Annotated in this window: 16 protein-coding genes; 3 read left to right on the top strand and 13 right to left on the bottom strand. The window is 42.8% G+C overall.

All coding sequences use genetic code 11. The features are described 5' to 3' along the window. Positions 1 to 22 precede the first annotated feature (22 nt). From ACOAOT_RS21575 to ACOAOT_RS21560, 4 genes are read right to left on the bottom strand one after another with little or no spacing between them, the layout of a single operon-like run. Positions 23 to 586 (bottom strand): UbiX family flavin prenyltransferase, encoded by a 564-nt coding sequence (locus tag ACOAOT_RS21575; protein ID WP_420218827.1) that lies wholly within the window; start codon positions 584 to 586, stop codon positions 23 to 25. Between the two features lie 22 nt (positions 587 to 608). After that, the gene (locus ACOAOT_RS21570; RefSeq protein WP_420218825.1) at positions 609 to 1,991 is read right to left on the bottom strand and encodes an SLC13 family permease; all 1,383 of its coding nucleotides are present in this window, start codon (positions 1,989 to 1,991) and stop codon (positions 609 to 611) included. Between the two features lie 23 nt (positions 1,992 to 2,014). Next, complete coding sequence (locus tag ACOAOT_RS21565; RefSeq protein ID WP_420218824.1) at positions 2,015 to 2,221, bottom strand: non-oxidative hydroxyarylic acid decarboxylases subunit D; 207 nt, start codon at positions 2,219 to 2,221, stop codon at positions 2,015 to 2,017. Positions 2,222 to 2,248: 27 nt separating this feature from the next. Beyond that, on the bottom strand, positions 2,249 to 3,688 hold the full coding sequence (locus ACOAOT_RS21560) for a non-oxidative hydroxyarylic acid decarboxylases subunit C (RefSeq protein ID WP_104439621.1): 1,440 nt from the start codon (positions 3,686 to 3,688) through the stop codon (positions 2,249 to 2,251). A gap of 412 nt (positions 3,689 to 4,100) precedes the next feature. Here ACOAOT_RS21560 and ACOAOT_RS21555 point away from each other — a divergent pair, with 412 nt between their 5' ends. From ACOAOT_RS21555 to ACOAOT_RS21545, 3 genes are all read left to right on the top strand, one after another. Further along, entirely contained in the window at positions 4,101 to 5,012 is a 912-nt protein-coding gene (locus ACOAOT_RS21555; protein WP_420218823.1) for a LysR family transcriptional regulator, read from the top strand. Between the two features lie 118 nt (positions 5,013 to 5,130). Further along, positions 5,131 to 5,379 (top strand): TIGR03905 family TSCPD domain-containing protein, encoded by a 249-nt coding sequence (locus tag ACOAOT_RS21550; protein WP_104439619.1) that lies wholly within the window; start codon positions 5,131 to 5,133, stop codon positions 5,377 to 5,379. Between the two features lie 255 nt (positions 5,380 to 5,634). Beyond that, the gene (locus tag ACOAOT_RS21545; RefSeq protein ID WP_420218822.1) at positions 5,635 to 6,657 is read left to right on the top strand and encodes a right-handed parallel beta-helix repeat-containing protein; all 1,023 of its coding nucleotides are present in this window, start codon (positions 5,635 to 5,637) and stop codon (positions 6,655 to 6,657) included. A gap of 60 nt (positions 6,658 to 6,717) precedes the next feature. Here the strand turns inward: ACOAOT_RS21545 and ACOAOT_RS21540 are convergent, their stop codons facing one another. From ACOAOT_RS21540 to fabD, 9 genes are all read right to left on the bottom strand, one after another. Then, positions 6,718 to 7,335, bottom strand: coding sequence for a nucleoside recognition domain-containing protein (locus ACOAOT_RS21540; RefSeq protein ID WP_420218821.1), 618 nt, complete (start codon positions 7,333 to 7,335; stop codon positions 6,718 to 6,720). A 64-nt stretch (positions 7,336 to 7,399) separates the two neighbouring features. Further along, positions 7,400 to 8,521: an NAD(P)H-dependent flavin oxidoreductase gene (locus tag ACOAOT_RS21535; RefSeq protein WP_349673884.1), complete on the bottom strand. Its 1,122-nt coding sequence runs from the start codon at positions 8,519 to 8,521 to the stop codon at positions 7,400 to 7,402. Then, on the bottom strand, positions 8,521 to 10,245 hold the full coding sequence (locus ACOAOT_RS21530; protein ID WP_420218820.1) for an acetyl-CoA carboxylase carboxyltransferase subunit alpha: 1,725 nt from the start codon (positions 10,243 to 10,245) through the stop codon (positions 8,521 to 8,523). Before ACOAOT_RS21530 ends, ACOAOT_RS21535 begins: the two co-directional genes overlap by 1 nt. Positions 10,246 to 10,266: 21 nt before the next feature. Next, positions 10,267 to 11,619 (bottom strand): acetyl-CoA carboxylase biotin carboxylase subunit, encoded by a 1,353-nt coding sequence (locus ACOAOT_RS21525; protein ID WP_420218819.1) that lies wholly within the window; start codon positions 11,617 to 11,619, stop codon positions 10,267 to 10,269. Between the two features lie 10 nt (positions 11,620 to 11,629). Next, complete coding sequence (fabZ, locus tag ACOAOT_RS21520; RefSeq protein WP_170822216.1) at positions 11,630 to 12,055, bottom strand: 3-hydroxyacyl-ACP dehydratase FabZ; 426 nt, start codon at positions 12,053 to 12,055, stop codon at positions 11,630 to 11,632. Between the two features lie 62 nt (positions 12,056 to 12,117). After that, on the bottom strand, positions 12,118 to 12,591 hold the full coding sequence (accB, locus tag ACOAOT_RS21515) for an acetyl-CoA carboxylase biotin carboxyl carrier protein (RefSeq protein ID WP_420218818.1): 474 nt from the start codon (positions 12,589 to 12,591) through the stop codon (positions 12,118 to 12,120). Positions 12,592 to 12,603: 12 nt separating this feature from the next. Then, complete coding sequence (gene fabF, locus ACOAOT_RS21510) at positions 12,604 to 13,842, bottom strand: beta-ketoacyl-ACP synthase II (RefSeq protein ID WP_420218817.1); 1,239 nt, start codon at positions 13,840 to 13,842, stop codon at positions 12,604 to 12,606. Between the two features lie 16 nt (positions 13,843 to 13,858). Further along, complete coding sequence (gene fabG / locus ACOAOT_RS21505) at positions 13,859 to 14,599, bottom strand: 3-oxoacyl-[acyl-carrier-protein] reductase (protein ID WP_420218816.1); 741 nt, start codon at positions 14,597 to 14,599, stop codon at positions 13,859 to 13,861. Positions 14,600 to 14,615: 16 nt separating this feature from the next. Further along, positions 14,616 to 15,533 (bottom strand): ACP S-malonyltransferase, encoded by a 918-nt coding sequence (gene fabD / locus ACOAOT_RS21500; protein ID WP_420218815.1) that lies wholly within the window; start codon positions 15,531 to 15,533, stop codon positions 14,616 to 14,618. Positions 15,534 to 15,542: the final 9 nt, after the last annotated feature.

Below are 15,542 nucleotides of genomic sequence, written 5' to 3'. Positions count from 1 at the left end.
TTTTACAATTCCATATGCGCAGTTAATCTGCACCACGCCATGGGACGAAATTTTTATAATCAAGCCCAAACTGCATCAGGATCTTTCCAACCACATGGTTAATCTGATCATCCAGGGAATTGGGACCATTATAAAAAGTAAGCATTGGAGGTATTATGGTACAGCCTAAATCTGCTGCTGCCATCATGTTGCGAAGATGAACCTTACCAAGAGGCATTTCTCTTGTACACAGAATTACCTTCCGGTTTTCTTTCATGCAGACGTCAGCTGCACGGATCAGGAGATTATCGGTAAAACCATTTACAACTCCTGACAGAGTCTTCATACTGCAGGGCAGTATAATCATTCCGTCTGTCTGATAAGAGCCGCTTGAGATTGCTGCAGCCAGGTTATGTACATCATGATAATAATCCGCCTGTTCAACCAGCTTCTCAAAGGGATAATCGGTTTCTAACTCCCAGGTTTTTCTGGCACAGTCCGATACCACCAGATGGACTTCACAGTCCTTAACACTTTTCAGCGCTTTTAGCAGATAAAGACTCATGACCACGCCGGTTGCTCCTGATACTCCTACAATAATTCTCATTTAAACACCTCTCTTTTAACAGTTATACAATGCCAAGAACTGCAAACCACGCTACGGCAAAACCAACTGTCAGGAAAATCGGAATCAGCAGCGGAACCCCCATCTTAATGGTTTCCTTCTGTGTATACATTCCGTTTTCCTCTCCCTGCCCCACCAGGATATTTAAGTGATGGAACGGAAGAATATAATGGCCTGAAATAGCCAGATAAATTACAAAAATCACTGCCAGCTCATTAATTCCCAGTGCATTGGTACAGACTAAGATTGCCGGAATGGCAACTCCCATAACTGCAATCACAGACCCCATAAACATATGAATCAGAATCGCAATTGCTGCAATCATTATGGCCAGTACCAGTATGTTACCCGGCATGGTTTTGGGAAGCAGAGTCGCTGCAATCCATTCATTCATACCGGTTACTGCCCCAACCTTACCAATTGCAATGGCAGAGGTTAGAAATACCAGAACATGAACGGGAACATCGCTCCACTCTTTTACTGTTAAGACATTACCGATTACAGGCAAAGCCATGCACATGGCTACCGCCAGTGTAACCCAGCCTACATCAAGACCGGTGATACCGTTGGTAAGCCAGAGACCAATTGCTATCATAATCCAGATTAAAGTCCTCTTCTCTTTTTCGGTCATTTTACCAAGAGCAGACTGAGCGGTACGAACCTCATCGAAATTAACTTCAACTGCTTTCGATGGTTTAAACAAAATCAGGATTAAGATCAGGGTAGTAATGCTTAAAAACAGAGCCGGAGGTCCCATAATCTGAAACCAGCGAACAAAATTAATGCTTTCTGTTGTACAGTAAGTCACTACCAACGGGTTAATAACCGAATCGCCAGTCAGGAAAATAAGCGAAACCGGAACCGATGCTGCAAACACCGTAAATCCCACCTTAACCGCATCCTCCTTTGGCATATTCGCAGCCTTAATCACTACGGACATCACCGACATGATTAAGAATGCCCTGGGCCATGGGTGAGGAATAAATAAGGACAAAATAAAAGTCAATACAAAAATGCCGATAATAATGCTCTTCCATGATCTTACAAATTTCAGGATGTAGGCATAAGAGATCCGTTCCCCTAATCCTGACTTTTTAACTGCTGCCGCAATCATGTAAGCACCGATAACCAGCCACAGGGTTGAAGTTGTCCAGCCTGCAAATACCACTTTCGTATCTGCAAGCTTTAAAAGACATACGGAGACCAGATAGAATCCCCCCACGTAACCTGACTGGGCAACCTGTGCAGCCCACCAGACTACGGTCATTAGTGTTAATCCAAGACAGATCTGTCCTTCTCTGGACAGGCCATCAAGCGGAAGAAGTAGGACAAGAACAAAAATAATAATACCGATTAAAAAACCTGATTTCTGTTTAGTGAATGTCACGAAGCTTCTCCTTTATATGTAAATTATTTATCGAGGGGCGGAATGGGGGGTATAATCTGTAACGTATCAATCTGTTCTTTTTTCAGTTTAAATTTATCATGAATATGAGGCGTCTCAGTAGACCTCCAGGAATAAAAGCAATCCATACATTCATAAACTTCCCAGACATTTCCAACAGGAGAGGTTGCAATCACTTCAATTTTATTTCCGTCGCAGCGTGGACATTTCATAGTTTCAATCTCCTTTCGTTATAGAGCTTACATCTCAGACATCAGTTTACGAATCAAAGCTTCATACTTTTCATAACCAGCCGGCGGCTCTAAAAGTTCAACTTCTCTTGGATTAGGTTCCGGATCCTTTGGTGTAGTCGCATCTATAATCAGTTTGGAATGCATTCCAGCAGGATATGAGGAGGGATCAAGAGGCATACCCGGACAGTTTGGAATCACTACAACATCCTTATCCGGTCTCACACGGGTAGTCAGTGCCCACATAACCTGAGGGAGGTTAAACGGATCAACAAATTCATCAACGATAATAATAATCTTACTGTACGAACCGCCATGAGGAGTGGAAAGAAGTCGGAATGCCACTTCTTTGCCAAAGCCGCCAAACCGTACCTTTGTGGAAATAATGCAGCCGATTCCATGAGTATACATGGCATTAACTGCCTGTACTTCAGGGAAATCCCGTTTGATCTGCTGGTAAAGAGGAACTGATGTATTTAAAGCCATGAGATAATCAATTTCAGTCCACGGAATACCCAGATAAAGGTTTTCAAAAATAGGATTTGTTCTATGGGTTACATGAGTAATTGTAATCACACACTGGCGTCTGGAACCTGAGTAGGAGCCCGGAAATTCTCCGAACGGGCCTTCTACCTCACGTACCCTTGGCTCAATATAACCTTCTAAAACAACCTCTGAGCCGGCTGGAACATAAAGGTTTTTGTAAAGATCGGACTGAACAATCTGTGTGGGAACTCCATCCTGAAGCGCACCTACAAATTCATACTCATTTTGAGTATACATAACAGGCGTAGATGCCATATAGGTTACCAGCGGGCTGTTTCCAACTGTAATACAGATCGGAACCTTTTCATTCTTTCTCTCAGCAGCTTCCAATTGGATTGCAATGTCATGAAATGCCAGTGCCTGGATTCCTACACGATTCTTTCCCTTAACCTGAATGCGGTATGTACCAACATTTAATTTGTCGAAATTATCCGGCTCATTGGGATCAGCCGTAATAATAGACGCTTTAGAAAGGAAGAAACCGCCATCCTGATCATTGATTCTGTATAATGGAAGGAGTTCAAACAGGTTGATATCCTCCGCTTTATCAATGGTATTTTCTTTACAGGGTGCTTCTTCTCGTTTGAGGATTTCAGGCTTAACCGGGAATCGGTCCCATCTGCGGTTGATCTCATGGAACTGCTCTTTGGTTGATGCCGTTTTATCCATGCCAAGCATCAGAGCATGATTGGCCCATGAACCATGCACATTGGTAACTACGCTGTAAGGATATCCTTTTACCTTTTCAAATAAAACCGCCGGACCACTCTCTATGTTTGCCGCAGCTCTTCCTGCCGCTGCAATATCCGGTTCTGGATTAACCTCCTCCTTAATTCGTACTAACTGACCGTTTTCTTCCAGAGTGGAAAGGAAACTGCGCAAATCCTGATAAACTTTTGCCATAAATTTTCCTCCTGATTTTCTTCATGTGATGCTGATACGGTTCCCAGCTGGATTATTTTTCCAACATAGTTAAATTATAATCAATTACAATTTTCGTGGCAATTCGATTAAATTCGCGCAACTATTCCATAATGGAATCAAAAAATCATTAAATTTTTCATTTATGATTCATAACAAATAGTAAACCAAAAATAAACGTTTTATAAATACGCATTTTATTGCAGTTTTCCATTGAAATGATAGTTAACTTTATGTTTTTTCAATATTTAAAAGTATTCTAAAATGTCATGACAAAATAGTATAAACATATTTTCCTTCTCATCATTCTGTATTATAATAGTGTTAATGACAAAACGTACATCTGAGTGTAGATTTTTACGATTTATCAGTAACTTAAGGGGGCTATTTGATTATGACAAAATGGATTGATGATTTCTTAGCATTGGCAAAGTATCAAAATTTTTCTACCGCTGCCGAAAGCATTTATATTTCCCAGTCAGCTTTATCAAAACATATTAAGGCAATTGAAAATGAGTTGGGAATTGTACTGTTTATAAGAAGTAATACAAAGGCAGAACTGACAGAAGCAGGCAATGTCTACCTGGAATATGCATTAAACATCCGCAAGTGTACCCAGGACTTAAGAACGAAACTGGAAAAGTTTGGTACTTCCTGCTATGTTACAGAGTTGACCATAGGAACCATTCCCTGCCTTGCGGAAAGCGGGATTATGCAGCTGCTTCTTAACTTTCAGGAGAAATTTGGTAACTATTCTATCCAAATTGTGGAGGATGACCAGTCAAATCTGCTTAAAATGCTTTCTCAGCAGGAGATTGATGCTGCAATCTGCCGCACGGATTTAATGAATGACACAGAATATGATACGGTCTCTCTGGTCTCAGATGAGATGGTGATGATCTGCAGTAAGAATGTATTTCCGTTTGAACAAGGCAGTGAGATTGATTTAAAAGGCTTTAAATTTGATAATATCTACACCATAGCCAAGGAATCAGATATTTACCGGCTGACAAAAAAACAACTTTATGAAATTGGATACACAGGCAGTATTGCCGGGACATTCCCCCGGCATATGATGCTTCTATCTTTTTTGTCTCAAAAAGGCGGCTGTGCCATTTTACCCAGACAGCTTGCCAATCTTCAGATGTTTCCAAACCTTACATATTACAGAATCAGAGATTCGGTTAAAACAAATATTGGTTTTGCCAAATTATCCTCCAACTGTATCAATCCCCAACTAGTCGACAAATCCAATATGTTGTATGAATATTTAAAAGAACAGAAAGAACTTATGCCAGAATGTTAACTGCGTGATGCTTCCTATTTCTTCCTTTTATGATCTATTGACACTTGCCATGGAATTCGTTATAATTCTTTAAAGTTCCAGTTGAGGTAAGCGTTACAATTATACGGAGGTATGAATGATGAAATATAAAACACACGGAGTTTGTTCCCAGGAAATTAATTTTGAAATAGAAGGCAGTAAGGTTGGCCATGTACAATTTGTAGGCGGTTGTTCAGGAAATACACAGGGCGTATCAAGACTGGTAGAAGGCATGGATGTTGATGATGCCATTCGCCGTCTGGAAGGAATCAAATGTGGCTTTCGTCCAACTTCCTGCCCTGATCAGCTTTCTAAAGCATTAAAAGAGTATAAGGAAAGCAACCAGTAGTTTTTCATGCATGTTAAAAAGCATATAGAGATGACGAGAATACCGATCATTTCTATATGCTTTTTTCTTATTTATATTCTATTCACTTGATAATTATAGTATTATTTATGACATTTTGGAATAATTCAACAATCCCCTTCTTTTTCATTGACAATTGTTTTTTACTATTTTAGTATCTAATTATAGTTTATGTAGCTAGAAATACCGGGTCAAATAACTGGCACGGGATCTAGATAGAAAGAAAGGGGATAAAAAATGAGAAATGGAAAAAGAATCATCAGTATCATCACTACCTGCTTTATGGTCACCAGTTTATGTGTCATGAGTCCCACACCAGCGCATGGTGCTTCAAAGGAGTACTATGTTTCTGCAAGCGGCAGCGACTCCAATAACGGACAGTCTAAGGACAAGCCTTATAAGACCATTGATAAGGCATTAGGCAACGCTTCCGCAGGTACTACCATCTATTTAATGAATGGGACCTACAAATCATCTAATACCTACAAATTAAGCAAAAGCGGTACTTCCGGTTCACCAATCCGGATTATGAATTACAGCGGTCACAAGCCAGTTGTTGATTTCTCCAGCCAGCCATATGCTGACAGCTCAAGAGGCTTTCAGATTACAGGAAACTATTGGGTTATATCCGGTCTTACCATTCAGAACGCGGGTGATAACGGAATACATATCAGCGGTGGCAACAACAAGATTACAGACTGCTTCATTACTAAATGTGGAGACACCGGCCTCCAGATGAGCAACGGGGCATTCAATAATGAAATCACCCGTGTTACCTCTACTTATAACTACGACTCCAAAACCAACGGAGAAAATGCAGATGGTTTTGCAGCCAAGTTAAGCATCGGAAGCGGCAATGTATTTAGAAACTGTAACGCTCTTAACAATTCTGATGACGGCTTTGATTTCTATTCCGCAGGCAATGCAGTTAAATTATATAACTGCGAAGCTTCTTACAACGGAAAAGGCAATGGAAACGGACAGGGCTTTAAAGTAGGCGGAAATTATACCAGCGACAACCATTATCTGGAAGGCTGCGTTGCTATTGGCAATAAAAAAAGAGGATATGACCAGAATAACAATACCGGTTATATCACTCTCAAAAATTGTACAGCAAAGAATAACAACGTTAATTTCTACTTCCCAAAAGCTCCTTCCTCAGGAACTCATAAGTTTTCAGACTGTATTTCCAGCGGCGGTGCAAGTAAAGATGTCATTGTAGGCGCCACAGTAGTCAACTGCTCTTTCAACACCAAATAAATGCAAACCGCCGGTCCTCCAAGCATCTGGAGGACCGGCGGTTTTTAGTCTGTAAAGATATTACCGGTCAAGCAGCTTACACAAAGCAACACCGATTACCGTTGAAAACAAGGTTGCTGCAATGGCTGGCCCTACAATTGCTGTTGGATCAAGACTGCCATACTGGCTTCTGTATGCAATCATATTGACAGGGATTAACTGGAGCGACGATATGTTAATAATCATAAACGTGCACATCTCATTATTGGCAGTATCATGGGAAACCGGTTTGGGGATTTTCTTACCCTGAGAATACTCTATTCTTCTGGTCTCCTCTAAATCCTTTAACGATTCCATTGCCTTCAGACCAGCAGGCGTCGCTGCCCATCCCAGTCCCAGAATGTTTGCAATGATATTGGTAGATATATACTCCAGGGATGGATGCTTTTCAGGTATCTTTGGAAACAAAAAATGAAGCACTGGCCCCATTTTGGCTGACAATCGTTCAATCAGCCCTGATTTACTTCCGATTTCCATCAGTCCGGTCCAAAAAGACATAATTCCAAGCATGGTAATGCACAGCATCACTGCTTCCTTTGCAGAAGTTAAAGCTCCGTCTGTTACAGCACTTAAATTTCCATGAAGTGCTCCCCAGATAACACCTATCAATAACATAAATGCCCAGAGATAATTTAACATCCATCACTCCACATTTCTTTGTTTTCTTTTTATCCTATTCCTAAAAAGAAGAGTTTATGAAATGTTATTCTCCAAAAACAAGATCTTTCATTACTTCATCAACCGTTTCCATCTTCTCTGCCCGGTAAGCATTGCTTCCGCAAAATACCAGTCCATCTTCGGTTCTTCCTTCCGCCGATGAGATTAAGGCTTTTGTAATGCAGTAGGGTATGGTTTTTCTGTCGCACTTCTCCAGACAATCGTAGCAGTGTTCCAGTTTAAAGGGGGTATTGGCCACATGATCCAAGAATGGATTTTTTATTGCTCTGCCTGGCATTCCAACCGGACTTTTCGTGATGACAATATCCTCTTTGGCTGACTTTATATAAGCTTCCTTAAATTCCTCCGGGGCATCGCATTCCTGGGTTGTGACAAACCTGGTTGCCACCTGTACACCGTCAGCGCCCAGATCAATCTGATGCATAACATCCTCATGGGTATAGATTCCGCCTGCAGTTACTACCGGTATTACTTTGTTATACTTTTCCCCGTACTCTCTTACAAGCCGGATAATACCCCTTACTTCTTCGTCATATTTCGCCTGCTGAAAGGTGTGTTCCACATCTGCTGTATCAACACCCAGTTCAGATAAGTCTTCTCTGGAGAATCCCAGATGACCACCTGCCAGGGGGCCTTCCACAACAACCAGATCCGGAGCCTGATTAAATTTACGATCCCACATCTTACAGATAACCATAGCAGACTTTACAGTAGAAACAATGGGGGCAATTTTTGTTTTCAGTTTAATACCTGCTTCTTCTGCAGCCTCCGCCACATACTCTGGAAGACTTACAGGAAGACCAGCTCCTGAAATGATGATATCAGCTCCTGCTATCACCGCTTTTTTCACATAGCTTGCATAATTCTTGGTGGCAACCATAATATTAAAGCCTATAATTCCCTCTGGAGCAATCTCTCTGGCCTTTTTCATTTCCTCACCAATTGCACGTAAATTGGCTTCCAGGGGATTCTTAAGGAAATCGGGCTGTTTAAAACCAATCTGAGCCGTTGAAATGATACCAACTCCTCCTGCCTTAGCCACAGCTCCTGCAAGAGAGGAAAGGCTGATTCCAACTCCCATTCCACCCTGAATTACCGGATATTTTGCCACCAGATCTCCTATTACCAATGGTTTTAATGTTCCCATCACATTCTCCTAAATCTATCATATCTTTGATTAGCAAGTTCTTCTTTTGTCATAGTAAGGTATCCGGCAAAAAACTCTGTCATGGCCCGGTCCATCTCCTTGGCAATCTCCGGAATATTTTCTGCACAGGCAGGCTCTTCCTCCGGTATTACCCTCTCAATAAGACCAAGGTCCATCAGATCCTTAGCCGTAATCTTCATGACTCTGGCTGCATCATTTGCTTTTTTACTGTCTTTATACAATATAGAGGCGAAGCCTTCCGGAGAAAGAATGGAATAAATAGAGTTCTCCATCATCCAGACTTCATTTCCAACTGCCATGGCAAGAGCACCTCCGCTTCCGCCCTCTCCAATTACAATAGAAAGAACCGGAACTGTTAAATCTGCCATTTCAAATAAGTTTCTGGCAATGGCTTCTCCCTGCCCCCGCTCCTCTGCTTCAAGACCGCAGAACGCTCCTGGCGTATCCACAAAACAGATAATGGGGCGGTTAAAGCTTTCTGCCTGTTTCATCAGCCTTAAGGCTTTTCTATAACCTTCTGGGGAAGGCATACCAAAATTACGCCTGATGTTATCCTTTGTATTCTTACCCTTTTCCTGTCCGATCACAGTGACAGGCATTCCATGAAAGGATGCAATTCCGCCTACGATTGCCCCGTCATCTTTAAAATAACGGTCTCCGGCAAACTCCATAAAATCATCAAAGAGCTGATGAATATAATCTGAAGCTACCGGGCGGTCCGCACTTCTTGACAGCTGAACTGTATCCCATGGGCTTCGTTTATTTTTTTTCGGCCAGAACCCACTCTTTTTTCCACAGGCGTTTTCATTTGCTTCCTGGTTATCCACACAAAAACTTTCCTTGTTGTGGGGATTGTGGAGCTTTAAGATAGAAGTTAATATATCCTTCATCTCTTCTCTTGGAACGATCTTATCAACAAATCCATGTTCCAGTAAAAATTCTGCCCGCTGAAAACCTTCCGGCAGTTTCTGGCCGATTGTCTGTTCAATGACCCGCGGGCCTGCAAAACCAATTAAAGCCCCTGGTTCAGCGAGAATAATATCTCCAAGCATTGCAAAGCTTGCGGTTACACCACCGGTTGTAGGATCAGTAAGAACACTGACATAAAGCTGCCCTGCCTTATGATGGCGTTTTAATGCTGCAGAAGTTTTCGCCATCTGCATTAAGGACACGATTCCCTCCTGCATTCTGGCTCCACCAGAACAGGCGAATAAAATTACAGGAAGTTTCTCAACAGTCGCACGCTCAACAGCTCTGGCGATCTTTTCTCCTACTGCATGCCCCATGCTGCTCATAATAAACCCGGCATCACAGACGCCAAGCACAGCTTTCTGGCCGTTTATTTCGCAGACACCTGTCACAATTGCTTCTGACAGTCCTGTTTTTTCTCTGGCTGCAGCAATCTTCTTTTCATATCCTGGGAAATCAAGAGGATTCTCAAATTCCATCTCTTTATCCCATTCTTCAAAGGTTCCTGGATCTGCTGTCATTTCAATTCTCTGAAAAGCGTGAACTCTGAAGTATCCCTTACACTTCGGGCAGACGTAATGATTATTTCTTACATCCTCCGCATAAATTGGCTGACAGCATTTATTGCACTTTTTCCAAAGTCCCTCCGGAATATTGGGTTCTCCGGTTTTCTCCACTGTCCTGTATTTGCTGTCAATCAGGGTATAAGTTTTCTTAAACATTTCTTTTAACATAAGATCTGCTCCTTTCCCTGTTTACCGGACATAATCCGGGAAGAATTTGGGAATAAAGTCTGTATCCACATCACCATCCCGATATGCATCATGACTTAATATATCAAACTGAAAATCTATATTAGTTTCAATTCCTTCAATAATAAGCTCACCAAGGGCGCTTCTCATCTTGGCAATTGCTTCTGTACGGTCTTTTCCATGGACGATCAGCTTCATCAGCATGGAATCATAATTTGCAGGAACCTTATAATCATTGTAAATATGGGTATCAATTCGCACACCATTGCCTCCTGGCACGTGAACATTTTTAATAAGACCAGGACATGGCATAAAGTTTTTTGATGGATTCTCCGCATTAATTCTGCATTCAATGGCATGACCGGAGATTGTAATATCAGACTGTGATACACTAAGAGGTTCACCTGCTGCAATGCGGATCTGTTCTTTTATGAGATCCAGTCCGGTTACCATTTCTGTTACCGGATGCTCCACCTGAATTCTTGTATTCATCTCCATAAAGTAAAAATTCTTATCCTTATCCAGCAAAAATTCAATGGTACCTGCATTCACATAGCCTACCGCCTTTGCTGCACGTACTGCAACCTCGCCCATCTGATGGCGGAGCTCCTCAGAAATTGCTGCAGAAGGGGATTCCTCCAGAACCTTCTGGTGACGCCTTTGAATTGAACAATCCCGTTCTCCCAGATGAATCACATGCCCCATCTGGTCTGCAAGTATCTGAAATTCAATATGTCTCGGTTTTTCAATATATTTCTCAATGTACATGGTATCATCGGAAAATCCTTTTACCGATTCCATCTGTGCATTTTTAAAATTGGCTTCAAAGTCTTCCATGCCCCTTGAAATACGCATCCCTTTTCCGCCGCCGCCTGATGAGGCCTTGATCATAACCGGGAAACCGATCCGCTCTGCCATTTGTCTGGCTTCTTCCACGTGATGAACGGCTTCCTTTCCGCCTGGTACTACCGGAACACCTGCTTCCATCATGGTTTTTCTGGCTTCCGATTTATTTCCCATTTTATTGATAATTCCGGCATCTGGTCCGATAAAGGTAATGTTGCATTTCTGACACAGTTCTGCAAACCGGGCGTTCTCAGAAAGAAATCCAAATCCCGGGTGAATTGCATCTGCTTTCATGGCTACGGTAGCAGTGAGAATCCGTTCCATATTTAAATAGCTCTGAGTGGACGGTGCCGGTCCGATGCAGATGGCTTCATCTGCCAGAAGGGTATGAAGGCTTTCCCGATCCGCTTCCGAGTATACAGCAACCGTTTTAATTCCCATCTCCCTGCATGCTCTTATGATTCTTACCGCAATCTCACCGCGGTTGGCAATTAAAATCTTATCAAACATCGGTCTCCACCTATCCAATCATAAATGTCAGTTCAGCGCTGGCAGCGATTTTACCATCTACAGTGGCAACCGCTTTCCCAACTCCTACCGGACCCTTTCTTCTAATAATTTCACAGTCCAGTTTAATCTTACTTCCAGGATATACTTTCTGTTTAAATTTAGCCTTGTCAATTGCTCCGAAATAAGCAATCTTTCCCTTATTCTCTTCCAGGCTTAATATAGCTACCGCTCCAACCTGAGCCAGCGCTTCAATAATTAAAACGCCTGGCATAACCGGTTCCTCCGGAAAATGCCCCCGGAAAAAGGACTCATCATAAGTAACACATTTATATCCGACAGCTTTTTCTCCCGGTACCAGTTCTTCAATGCAGTCTACCAATAAAAACGGATGTCTGTGTGGAATAATCTCCTGAATCTCTTTTATACCTAACATCATACTATCTCCTTATGTTCAAAAGAGAGGTCCGACCCTGGACCTCTCTTAGATTTTACAATCGTCTACCGGATACGGAACAGAGGCTGACCGTATTCCACCACATCTTCATTTCCAACCAGAACGGCTTCTACCACACCATCGTATTCACATTCAATCTCATTCATCAGCTTCATAGCTTCGATGATGCCAAGAGTCTGGCCTTTCTTAACCGTATCTCCCGCCTTTACAAACGGTGCGCTGTCCGGTGAAGAAGCGTTGTAAAAGGTTCCTACTAACGGAGAGGATACTACATTATCAGTAGCAAGTGCTTCCGTCTTAGCCTGATCCATTCCGCTCTCCAGCGCTGTAGCCTTCGTATTAGAAACGGCATAAGAAGGAATCTCCATACTTCTCTGGACATAATCGCCTTCTGCCGCAATCACCATCTGTTTTTCTTTTTTAATGGATAACTTAAAGTCACCCTCTTCCAGCTTAAAACTGGTGAGGCCCTGCTGTGAAACGGCCTCCATCAGTCTGATCACATCATTGATTTCCATTATGACTGCCTCCTACTGTTCATACTTCTTTACAAGAATGCTGGCATTATGACCGCCAAAGCCCAGGGAATTGCTGATGGCATATGTTACGTCACAGGAAACGCCCTCACCCTTTGTATAGTTTAGATCACAACCTTCGCCTTCTTCTTCCAGACCGGCAGTGGCATGAATAAATCCATCCTGAATGGATTTCACACAGGCAATGAATTCCACACCGCCTGCCGCGCCAAGAAGATGGCCAATCATGGATTTTGTAGAACTGATTCTTACATTTTTTGCATGATCGCCTAAAGCAGCTTTAATTGCCATAGTTTCAAATAAGTCGTTGTGATGAGTGCTGGTCCCATGAGCATTGACATAATCAAGATCTTCCGCTTTAATGCCGGCATCTTTCATCGCCTCAGTCATGGCTCTCGCAGCACCGCTTCCGTCCTCTGCAGGAGAGGTAATATGGTATGCATCACAGGTAGACCCGTAACCAACTACTTCTCCGTAGATAACGGCATTTCTGGAAAGCGCGTGTTCCAGTTCTTCCAATATCACAACGCCAGCACCTTCACCCATAACAAAGCCGCTTCTGTCCTTATCAAATGGGATGGAAGCACGGAGCGGATCATCTGAAGTAGTAAGTGCAGTAAGAGCCGTAAATCCGGCCACACCGATTGGTGATACGCTGGCTTCTGCACCTCCTGCCACCATCACATCCACTTCCCCATACTGGATGGATCGGAACGCCTCTCCGATGGAGTGGGTTCCTGTAGCACAGGCCGTAACCACGTTGATACACTTACCCTTTAATCCGAACTGAATCCCCACATTTCCTGCTGCCATATTGGATATCATCATGGGTACCAAAAGAGGATTGACTCTGCCCGGACCTTTCTCTAATAGCTTTTTATGTTCCCGCTCTAAGGCCTGTAAGCTTCCAATCCCGGAACCTACACTAACGCCCACGCGATAAGGATCTTCTTTTTCCATATCAATTCCTGACATTTCAAGAGCTTCCTTTGTAGCTGCAACTGCAAACTGTGCAAAACGTTCCATTCGTTTGGCTGCCTTTGGATCCATATACTCCTTCGGATCAAAATCCTTAACTTCTGCGGCCAGTGTGGCTTTATATTCTGTTGTGTCAAACTGAGTAATAGGCGCAATTCCCACCTTTTTTTCCTTCAGTCCGTTCCAGAAACTTTCTACATCCTTACCAATAGGAGTAATTGCTCCCATGCCAGTTACTACCACTCTTCTATTCATACCGTTTTTCTCCTTTTTACATAGCCATTCCGCCATCTACACTGATGACCTGACCTGTGATATAACCAGCCGGCTCTGATGCAAGAAATACAGCCGCAGCCGCAATATCTTCCGGCGTACCAAAACGTTTCATTGGAATCTGATTAAGAGATGCCTCTTTCACAGAATCAGACAGTACATCTGTCATATCTGTCTGAATGTAGCCAGGTGCTATGGCATTTACAGTAATGCCTCTGCCGGCAGCTTCTCTGGCAAATGATTTTGTCATTCCTATGACACCGGCTTTTGCCGCACAGTAATTTGCCTGACCTGCATTCCCAAGAATTCCGGATACAGATGAAATGTTGATGATTCTGCCGCCTCTTTGTTTGATCATCTGACGGGAAACATGCTTCATACAGTTAAATACCCCTTTTAAGTTGGTATTGATGACTGCATCAAACTCTTCTTCCGACATTTTCATAAGAAGATTATCTCTTGTGATACCTGCATTATTAATGAGAATATCCAGCTTCCCATATTTCTTAATAACTCCTTCAAGGAATATACCACAAGCTTCATAATCCGATACGTTACAGGCAATCGCCTCTGCTTTACCGCCTTTTTCTTCAATCTCTTTTACTACCTGAAGTGCTTTTTCTTCTGATCCATTATAATTGACTATTACAGTGGCTCCTTCCAGTCCCAGCCTTAACGCAATTGCTCTTCCGATTCCTCTGCTGGCACCAGTGACCACCGCTATTTTACCATCTAACATATCCTGTCACCTCCCCTTAAATTTCCGTTAACTTATCTATATCTTCCAGTTTTTCTATATTAAAGACTTTCGCATCTCTCGTTATCTTCTTAATAAACCCAGCCAGTGTTTTTCCTGGCCCTATTTCTATCAATGTATCCACTCCGTCTTTTATCATGGCTTCCACACTTTGCTGGAAACGCACGGAAGAAGATACCTGTCGGATCAGTAAAGGCTTAACTTCATCTGCCTCTGTCACATACTGGGCTGTTACATTTGCTACATAGGGAATCACAGGTTTATGAATCTCTATGTTCTCAAGCACGGCACCAAGTTTTTCACCTGCCTGCGTCAGCATGGCTGAGTGGAACGGTCCGCTTACATTTAAGCCAATGACTCTCTTTGCTCCTGCTGCCAGAAGCTTCTCACCGGCTTCCTCAACAGCTTCTTTCTTACCTGATATAACAATCTGCCCGGGGCAGTTATAATTTGCAATCTGAACTCCTTCGATCTGGCTTAAAACCTCTTCAATTTTAGACGCATCCAAAGAAAGAACGGCTGCCATTGCTCCCAGACCGGCAGGAACTGCTTCCTGCATAAGAATTCCTCTCTGTCTGACAGTTAAGATTGCATCCCTGTCACTCATGACTCCTGCTGCTGCAAGCGCGCAATATTCTCCCAGGCTTAAACCAGCCGTCACATCCGGCTTTATACCTGTTCTCTCTTCCAGCACCCTCATCATGGCGATCCCTGTGGTCACCATGGCTGCCTGCGTATATTCTGTAATATCCAGACGGTCATTCTTCTCAAAGCAGAGTTCCGGCAGGGAAAAACCCAAAAGTCCGGAAGCCATATCAAAAATTTCTTTTCCAGTTGCTGTCTGCTCATAAAAATCCTGGCCCATACCGCAGTACTGTGCGCCCTGGCCTGGGAAAATAAATGCGATCTTGCTCATAGTCATAAA

This window comes from Lacrimispora struthionigena (assembly GCF_048627165.1).
Classification (GTDB): domain Bacteria; phylum Bacillota; class Clostridia; order Lachnospirales; family Lachnospiraceae; genus Lacrimispora.
The sequence above is the reverse complement of the archived record's forward strand: the minus strand, read 5'-3'. Positions and strand labels throughout refer to the sequence as shown.